This window comes from Streptomyces sp. NPDC059917 (assembly GCF_042730635.1).
Taxonomy (GTDB): Bacteria; Actinomycetota; Actinomycetes; order Streptomycetales; family Streptomycetaceae; genus Streptomyces.
The window spans coordinates 40,211-47,876 of record NZ_JBHWLC010000064.1 but is presented as its reverse complement, the minus strand read 5'-3'; the positions used below and the strand labels follow the sequence as shown (position 1 = coordinate 47,876).

7 protein-coding genes are annotated in these 7,666 nt (G+C 71.4%); 4 read left to right on the top strand and 3 right to left on the bottom strand.

All coding sequences use genetic code 11. From position 1 onward, the window contains the following. Positions 1-58 precede the first annotated feature (58 nt). Positions 59-2,017 carry an FG-GAP-like repeat-containing protein gene (locus ACFWAR_RS29865; RefSeq protein ID WP_385783657.1) on the bottom strand — a complete coding sequence of 653 codons (1,959 nt, stop codon included), beginning with the start codon at positions 2,015-2,017 and terminating at the stop codon, positions 59-61. 266 nt (positions 2,018-2,283) lie between these two features. Continuing rightward, positions 2,284-3,513: a hypothetical protein gene (locus ACFWAR_RS29860; RefSeq protein ID WP_385783655.1), complete on the bottom strand. Its 1,230-nt coding sequence runs from the start codon at positions 3,511-3,513 to the stop codon at positions 2,284-2,286. Between the two features lie 294 nt (positions 3,514-3,807). Between ACFWAR_RS29860 and ACFWAR_RS29855 the strand changes: the two genes are divergently transcribed. From ACFWAR_RS29855 to ACFWAR_RS29840, 4 genes are all read left to right on the top strand, one after another. Then, on the top strand, positions 3,808-4,434 hold the full coding sequence (locus ACFWAR_RS29855; protein ID WP_385783652.1) for a hypothetical protein: 627 nt from the start codon (positions 3,808-3,810) through the stop codon (positions 4,432-4,434). Positions 4,435-4,511: 77 nt separating this feature from the next. Then, positions 4,512-6,074, top strand: a complete 1,563-nt coding sequence (locus ACFWAR_RS29850; RefSeq protein WP_385783650.1) for a prepilin-type N-terminal cleavage/methylation domain-containing protein — start codon at positions 4,512-4,514, stop codon at positions 6,072-6,074. 4 nt (positions 6,075-6,078) lie between these two features. After that, positions 6,079-6,465: a hypothetical protein gene (locus tag ACFWAR_RS29845; protein WP_385783647.1), complete on the top strand. Its 387-nt coding sequence runs from the start codon at positions 6,079-6,081 to the stop codon at positions 6,463-6,465. Between the two features lie 164 nt (positions 6,466-6,629). Then, on the top strand, positions 6,630-7,385 hold the full coding sequence (locus ACFWAR_RS29840) for a class I SAM-dependent methyltransferase (RefSeq protein WP_385783644.1): 756 nt from the start codon (positions 6,630-6,632) through the stop codon (positions 7,383-7,385). Positions 7,386-7,442: 57 nt separating this feature from the next. Here ACFWAR_RS29840 and ACFWAR_RS29835 read toward each other — a convergent pair whose 3' ends face one another. Next, positions 7,443-7,571 (bottom strand): hypothetical protein, encoded by a 129-nt coding sequence (locus ACFWAR_RS29835; protein ID WP_385783642.1) that lies wholly within the window; start codon positions 7,569-7,571, stop codon positions 7,443-7,445. Positions 7,572-7,666 lie beyond the last annotated feature (95 nt).

Sequence of the window (7,666 nt, the reverse complement as noted above, 5' to 3'; positions counted from 1 at the left end):
CACCGGGCCCGTGGTGCACGTCAGGGTCTCCCGACGGCCGCCGGAAGCGGCTCGTCGGCTACGGCACCTCGACAACGGTCTCGCAGGAGCCGCCGGACGCGATCGCGTCCGTGCCCGCGAGCGCGGGCCCGCCGTTGGCGTCTCCGGCGCAGACGTCCGTGTCGCCACCGCCGGAGAGGGTGTCGCTGCCCGCGCCGCCGACCACGGTGTCGTTGCCGGAGCCGCCGGAGAGCGCGTCGTCGCCCGCCCCGCCCAGGACGACGTCGTCGCCGCTGCCGCCGCTGAGGGCGTCGTTGCCGTCACCGCCGTCGAGGTGGTCGTCGCCGCTGCCGCCGGACACGGCGTCGTTGCCGCCGAACGTGCAGATGGTGTCGTTGCCGCCGTTGCCGCTGACGGCGTCGTTCCCGTTGCCGGTCACGATGACGTCGGCGCCGCTCGTGCCGTTCACGATCCCGTTGCCGGTGATCGTGGCGGCGAGACCGTGGCAGCCGGCCGTGACGCTGATCGTCACCGTCGCGGTGTTCGAGTCGACGGTGCCGTCCGTCGCCTTGTACGTGAAGCTGTCGCTTCCGGTGTAGGCGCCGGTGGGTCGATAGCTGAACGAGCCGTCCGGGTCGAGCGTGAGGGTGCCGTGCGCCGGGCCGGTCACCAGGGACGCCGTCAGCGTGTTGCCGTCGGGATCGATGTCGTTGGCGAGGACACCGGGAGCGCCGACGACGAGCGGGGTGTCCGCCCCGATGTGGCCGAGCGACTCGTTCACGGCCGCGGGCGTCCGGTTCGTCGTGTTGAGGAGCACCGACGCGTCCTTGACGAACGCCGCCGAGCTGTTGCTGTTGGCCGTGACCACGTCGGGGCGCCCGTCGGCGTCGAGATCGGCCGTCGCCGTGCCCTGCGGGTTGAGACCCCCGGCCAGCCCGAATGCGGTCGGGGCGGCGAAGGCACCCGCGCCGTCGCCCTCGAGCACCAGGACCTCGGCCGTGTTGGCGCTGGACACGACCAGGTCGGCGTGGCCGTCGCCGTTCAGGTCGGACACCGACACGGAGCTGAGGTTGGTCCCCGCCGGGAGGACGTTCGCCGTGCCGTACCCGCCCGCGCCGTTTCCGAGCAGGACGGCGATCTGCCCCGGTGCGCCGGGTGCGACGACGACGGCGTCCGGCTTCGCGTCCGCGTTGACGTCGGCGAGCTGGAGCTTGGAGGGCAGCGCCACACCGGCCGAGACGCTCGACGCCGCGGCGAAGCCGCCGTCGCCGTCGCCCAGCAGCACGGAGAGCGTGCCGTTCGCGTTCGAGGTGGTGAGGTCCAGATGGCCGTCGCCGTCGAGGTCGGCGGCCGCGATGCCCTGCGGGCCGGTGGCGCCGTTCAGCCCCGACTGGGTGGCGGCCCCGAAGGTGCCGTCGCCGTTGCCGAGCACGACCGAGAGGTTGTTCGTCGTCGTGTTGGACGTCGCGAGGTCCGGCGTGCCGTCCTCGTCGAAGTCGCCCACGGTGACGTCGGTCGGGAAGCGCACGACGCACGGGTTGTCTCCCGTGGTGTCGCACCCGGCCGTCGGGTTGAGCTGGACCACCGCTCCGGCACCGAGGGCGCCGGTGCCGTCGCCGAGCCAGACCAGTGCGACGTTGCCGCGCGCGTCCTGGCTGACGACGTCCTGGTTGCCGTCGCCGTTGACGTCGCGCATCAGTGCCGAGCCGAGGAAGAGGCTCGACGCGGTGCGGGGCGCCGCGTACTTCGTCACGGCGCCGAAGCCGCCGCCGCCCGTGCCGAGGAAGACGCCCAGGCCCTCGGTGCGGATCGCCGTGACGAGGTCCGGTGTCCCGTCGTTGTCGAGATCGCCGATCGCGACGGCAGAGCTGCCGCGGCCGTTGTCGCTGAGGTTGACCGCCGTGGCGAAGGCCGTGCTGTTGGCGCCGGCCGCCGAGGCCGGGCTGCCGGTCATCACGACGGTCGCCACCGCGAAGACGAGTGCTGGAACGCGGTATGACCGGCCGCGCGTGAGGCGCCGGCGTGGTGTTCTGCTCATGGGTGAGGCCCCTCCTCAGGGCCTGGTGAACGAGAGTCGGTATCGCGGTCGACGACTGCCGCGGGGGGCCGCACCTTGCCCGTGGGAGCAAGCGGTGCGCCGGTGGTCAGCTGGTGACGACCTCGTTGGTGTGCGGTCGGCGACTTCCGCGGCGTACGCGGTGCGATACCCGGCCTGCCGCGGGACGGGCACCTCGGCGGGCCGGGACCGTCGGCGGGCGCGGTTCGCGCCCGCCCGACGGTCCGTTGCCCAGTACTCCGGATCGCCTAGTAGCCGTAGGAGGCGAGGATCGACTGGATGTTGTTGTTGATGTCCCACTTGTTGTTGAACAGGTCGCCCCAGGCGGCCGCCGCGCCGGTGTTGCCACCGGTCAGGGCGACGCCGTACTGCGCGATGTCCCCGTAACCGGAGTAGGCGCCGGAACTGACCTCGGTCCACGTGTTGGGGTCGTTGCTCGTGGTGCCGCCCAGGGAGCTCGACGACCAACTCACGTTCATGACGTTCGACTTCGCGACGAGACCCAGCTGGGTGTTGCCCCCGGCGTTCGCCGTCACCGCGCCGCGGACCTGGCTGATGCCGGATTCCAGACGCACCTTGCACGCCGTGCCCGCGCTGTCGCACGCGCTCCCCCGGAACACGTTCTGCCCCACGCCGCTGTCGGTCCACGTGAATCCGGCCTGGACCAGCGCCTGCTTGGAGGCCGCACCGAACGGGGCGGAGGCCGGGTCGGCGACCGCGACCCGCTTGCCGCTGGTCGCGAGCCAGGTCAGCAGGTCCGGGATGTTGGTGGGAGCGCCGCCGCTGACCGGCGTGGCGTCGCAGCGCGGCGACTGCGCCTTGCCGTTGCCGCTGCCGTTGGCGTCCGCGCCGACCGCCAGCGGGGGGCTGGCGGCGTTGGACGGGTCGTCGCCCTTGCCCGAGCCCGCCCAGCTGCCGTTGCAGCTGTAGATGGCCAAGTGGCCGATCGCCACCGGGTACTTGGACGTGTAGTCGCCGTTGCACTCGACGCTGCCGCTCGCCGTGCACGTGCCGCCGTCCGCGGTCGGGATGACCGCGTCCACGTTGGACTCGTCCGCCGAGAGGAAGGCGTCGATGTGCAACGGCCCGTCCACGCAGTTGTTCGACGAGGCCGGGTTGCACGTGGTGTAGGGCCCGGCGCTCTTCAGCTGCTGGCGCAGGCTTCCGGACGTGATCCCGCGCATCGTCGTCGTGTCGGCCGCCGGCTTGTTCCAGAACCCGCCGGTCTGCGAAGCCGGGTTGGCCGTGAACGCCGTGAACGACTCCAGCGTCTGGATCGTGGGCCGCATGTCCTTCAGGGCCGGGTACATGTTGTTCGCGACGCCGACCTGCGCGTCCGTCGTCGCGAAGACGGTCGGCGCCGCGGCGGTGATCAGTGCCGTGGTGAGGGCGCCCACCGCCAGGGCGCTGCGCATCCGGCGCAGGGCCGTGCGGCCGGGGTTCTGGGCGCTCCAGGTGCGCCTGGGCTGTCGTTGCATCCGCTACTCCTCATAGATCCGGTCGGCGGCTGCTGCCCCAGGGCGCCTCGCCGGCGGGATCAGGCACATGGTCGACGCACCTGGGCATCTGCGAGGTTTTCCGGCATGGCTGTGCCGCACATGCCGAATGATGCGCACCCGGGAGGCCAGTAGTCAATCGTTGACAACTGTGCTCGCTGTGGATGTAATGCCTCTATCCAGCCTGCGGTGGGCCGGCGGCACCTGCCGTCGGCCCACCGCAGCACGCACGGGAGCGGCTGGCGGCACGACGAGCAGAGGCGTGGAATGGCACTGTTGAGCAGACTGTCCGGCTCACGGGCGGTCAGGCGGGGTGTGGTGGTTCTCGCGGTGGTCGCGGTGGCCTTGGCCGTCGTGGTGCTCGCGCGCGGGGGGTGGGGTACGACAGCGGAAGCCAAGCGGCCCGAACACGAATGGTGCACGCCGGGCACCCCGCGCACCTCGCTCTGCCCCAACAACAAGGCGTTCGACGCCAAGGAGTACGCCACGCACGGCGACGCCTTCGAGTGCGCCAACTTCGCCCATCAGGCGGACGCCCAGGCGGTGCTGCGGGCGGACCCCCGCGATCCGAACCACCTCGACGACGGGGGCGGCGTCGCCTGCCGCGGTCTGCCGGAGCCCCGCGACGTCAAACCGGTGAACGGCACCGCGCCGTGCGGTCCCGGCGACACCCGCAGTGCGCGCTGTCCTCAGCCGGACCGGGCCTTCGACGCCCGCTACTTCCTGCGCCACGACAATGACGCCTACGACTGCACGGACTTCGCCAGCCAGGCGGACGCGCAGGCGGTCCTGCGCTTCGCCCCGGCCGACCCGAACCACCTCGACGGAGGCAGGAAGGGCGTCGCCTGCCCGGACCTGCCGGGCCCCAAGGACGTCAAGCCCGTGCGACGGGGGACCTCGTGACGCGGCCGACGAGGCAGGGGCTCGCGCGTGCGCTCGGGCCGGACGTGACCCATCGATCGAAGGAAGCCCCGACCGCCATGACACCGGACCATCGACTGCCGCGCCCGCGCGCCGGACGCCAGGACGGCTTCACGCTCGTCGAGTTGCTCGTGGTCATCGTGATCCTGGGCATCCTCGCCGCCATCGTGGCCTTCTCCGTCAGGGGCATCGGCGACAAGGGGAACAAGAGCGCGATCGCCGCGGACGCGGCCGCCCTGCGCACGGCGGAAGAGTCCTTCTGCGCGAAGCACGGACGCTACGGAACGGCCGACGACCTCAAGGCGGACGGGCTGCTCACCGGCGATCCGGTCTACCACATGGTCGTGGTCGGCGAGGAGAACAAGTGCGGTCGGGGCGCGAAGTCCTCGTTCGCGCTCAATGACACCTCCACACCGACGGAGCGCGTGAAGGACGCGATCCAGGTCGGCCGGACCCCGAGCGACGTCACCGTCGACGAGAAGGCCGATCGCGTGTACGTCGTGTCCACCGACGACAACAACGTGACCGTGATCGACGGCAGGACCGACGCGGTGATCGATGCTCCGATCGACGTCTCCGGCGCCGGCGTGACCAAGCCCAACCGCATCGCGGTGGACCCGGGCACGGGACGGGTCTACGTCGGGGGCACGGGCGGCGTCGCCATCATCGACACGGCCCACGCGAATCAGGTGACCCACGCCGACGGCTCGGGAACGACCGTCACCGGTCTGGCCGTCTCCCCCGAGAACGGCGACGTCTACGTCGCCGGCGGCAACGGGAACGGCTCGGCCGTCGCCTACATCGCCGCCGGTGGCTCGTCGGCGACGAAGATCGCCCTGCCCGCCATGGGACTGGGGAACGTGGCCTACGGCGTGGACTTCGCCTTCGACCCCGTGCACCACGAGGTGTACCTCGCGAAGTCCAATGTCGGAACCGGCACCTCCGATGCCGCGCGCGTCGGCATCTACGTCATCTCGGCGCAGACCCACCAGGCCAGGCTCGTGGCGCCGCTCGCGACGAAGGCGGGCTGCAACACGGGCGGGGACACGATCTTCTTCAACTCCGTTCGCGGCAGCATCGCCGCCGACCCTGTCCGCAACCGCGTCTACCTCCTGGCCAGGAAGTGCGTCGCGAACTCGAACACCGCCGTCGCGACCACGATCGTCATCAACCCCGGCGACGGCACCTACACGACGATCGACGACCTCGCGGGTGCCACCTACATCCCCCACACCGTGGTCTACAACGCGGCGGCAGGGGCGGTCTACGTCTTCGCTCCGGGCACCGGGGCGCACTGCGCCGGTGTCGGTGGCCGCATCCAGCGCATCGTCGAGAAGACGGTCACGGGGCAAGTACTGGTCTGCGCGGCGTCGGACGCCGCGGGGAACCCGGTGCACAGGGTCGCGCTGCTGAAGGACTTCAACAGGCTCTTCATCGTGCAGGACAGCACCTACGGCCCCGGCGGCCTCGGCGTGGCCAACGGCGGCACGCTGCTGACGCAGGCGCCGCTCGGCGCGCCCCGCAGGTTCGGGGCGGTGGCCGCGAACAACACCACGGGGAAGGTGTACGCGGTCGATCCGGCCGGAGCGAACGTCGCGGTCTTCCGGACCGGAACGGCCTAGGACCATGACGGAGCAGCCACGTACGCACGGCAAGGGCCGGGTCCACCGGCTCCGACCGGGTCGTCGCACCGCCCTCGCGGTGGTCGGCGCGATCACGGCGATCACGCTCACCGCGTGCGCCGACGACCGGGCTCCGGAGCGCGCCTTCGACGTCGCTCCCTACCTGCACAAAGGGCATGTGGTCGACTGCGACGCCTTCGAGGTCCAGGCCGACGCGCAAGCGGTGCTGCGGGCGGACGCGCTCGACCCGAACGGGCTCGACCGGGACGGCGACGGCATCGCGTGCCCGAGCCTGCCCGGGCCGACGGACCGCGAGCCCGTCCACCGGGACTTCATGACCGACGTGGACGGCGCGCCGATCACCGAGCCGGTCGCGCCGTCGCCGACGTAGCACCGGTGGAAGTGACCCGGGGCCGACCGAGGTCGGCCCCTGGTCACTTCTTTCTCCGGAATGCCGGATTCACCCCCATGGGCGGAAGGCGTCGGTGATGATGGTCGGGCAATGCTCGGATCCGGGGTCGACCCCGGAGGTCATGCCGAATGAGGGCAGCGGAAATGGCGACGGCAGCACTGAAGTCGGGCCTCAAACGGCTCCTGGGGCGCACCGGGTTCGACATCGTGCGCAGCACCAACAGCCGGGGCGGGGTCGATGACTTCCTGCCGTTCGAGGCGACCGTCCGGGCCGCGCGGTCGGCCGGTCTGTCGGTCGGTGACTACATCGACGAGGTCATGAACGGCACTCCCGGCGCGACCCAGGCCACCATCGACGAGTTGCGCGCGCTCGGCGTCTTCGCCGCCGACCCCAGGACGGTGCTGGAGATCGGTCCGGGGTCCGGCCGGTACCTGGAGAAGACGCTCCAGGAGTGCTCTCCGGATCGGTACGAGATCTACGAGACGGCGGCGCCCTGGGCCGGTTACCTCGTGGACACGTTCGAGGTGATCGCCCGGCCGACGGCGGAGTGCAGCCTCGCCCCGACGCCCGACGGGAGCGTCGATCTCGTCCAGGCCCACAAGGTCTTCAACACCGTGACCTTCCTCAGCGCCTCGCGCTACTTCCTCGAGATGGCGCGCGTCACGCGCCCCGGCGGCCGGATCGTCTTCGACGTCATGACGGAGACCTGCCTGGACCCGGCCACGATGCGCGCCTGGGCGGCGCAGGGGGGTGCGGGACACGACTCCTACCCGGCCGCGATGCCCCGCCGGGCGTGCGTGGACCTCTTCGCGACCCTCGACTGCGCCTTGGAGGCCAGCTTCCCGGCCCGCATGGGCTTCGCCTCCACCGAGGTCCTCGTGTTCGCCAAGGCGGCCTGACCCCGGACTCGGCCCCGGACCGGACAGCGGTCCGGGGCCCCGGCGCACGGCGTCCGGTCAGGCCTTGCGGATGTTGTACGACATGCCGCTGCCGACACATCCGGAGTTCTGGTACGAGCCGGTGACGACCCACCCCGCGGGGATCGGGGAGAAGGAGCACACGGAGGCGTAGGTCGCGGCGGACACGTTGCTGATGCTGTACGCGACACCCGAACCGGCGCAACCCGCGCTCGAATACGAGCTGGTGACCACCCAACCCGCCGGAATCGGCGAGAACGAAC

Bases quoted from the DNA above. Each gene is read 5' to 3' on its own strand.
- ACFWAR_RS29865 (WP_385783657.1), bottom strand. From the start codon at position 2,017: ATGAGCAGAACACCACGCCGGCGCCTCACGCGCGGCCGGTCATACCGC.
- ACFWAR_RS29860 (WP_385783655.1), bottom strand. From the start codon at position 3,513: ATGCAACGACAGCCCAGGCGCACCTGGAGCGCCCAGAACCCCGGCCGC.
- ACFWAR_RS29840 (WP_385783644.1), top strand. From the start codon at position 6,630: ATGGCGACGGCAGCACTGAAGTCGGGCCTCAAACGGCTCCTGGGGCGC.
- ACFWAR_RS29845 (WP_385783647.1), top strand. From the start codon at position 6,079: ATGACGGAGCAGCCACGTACGCACGGCAAGGGCCGGGTCCACCGGCTC.
- ACFWAR_RS29850 (WP_385783650.1), top strand. From the start codon at position 4,512: ATGACACCGGACCATCGACTGCCGCGCCCGCGCGCCGGACGCCAGGAC.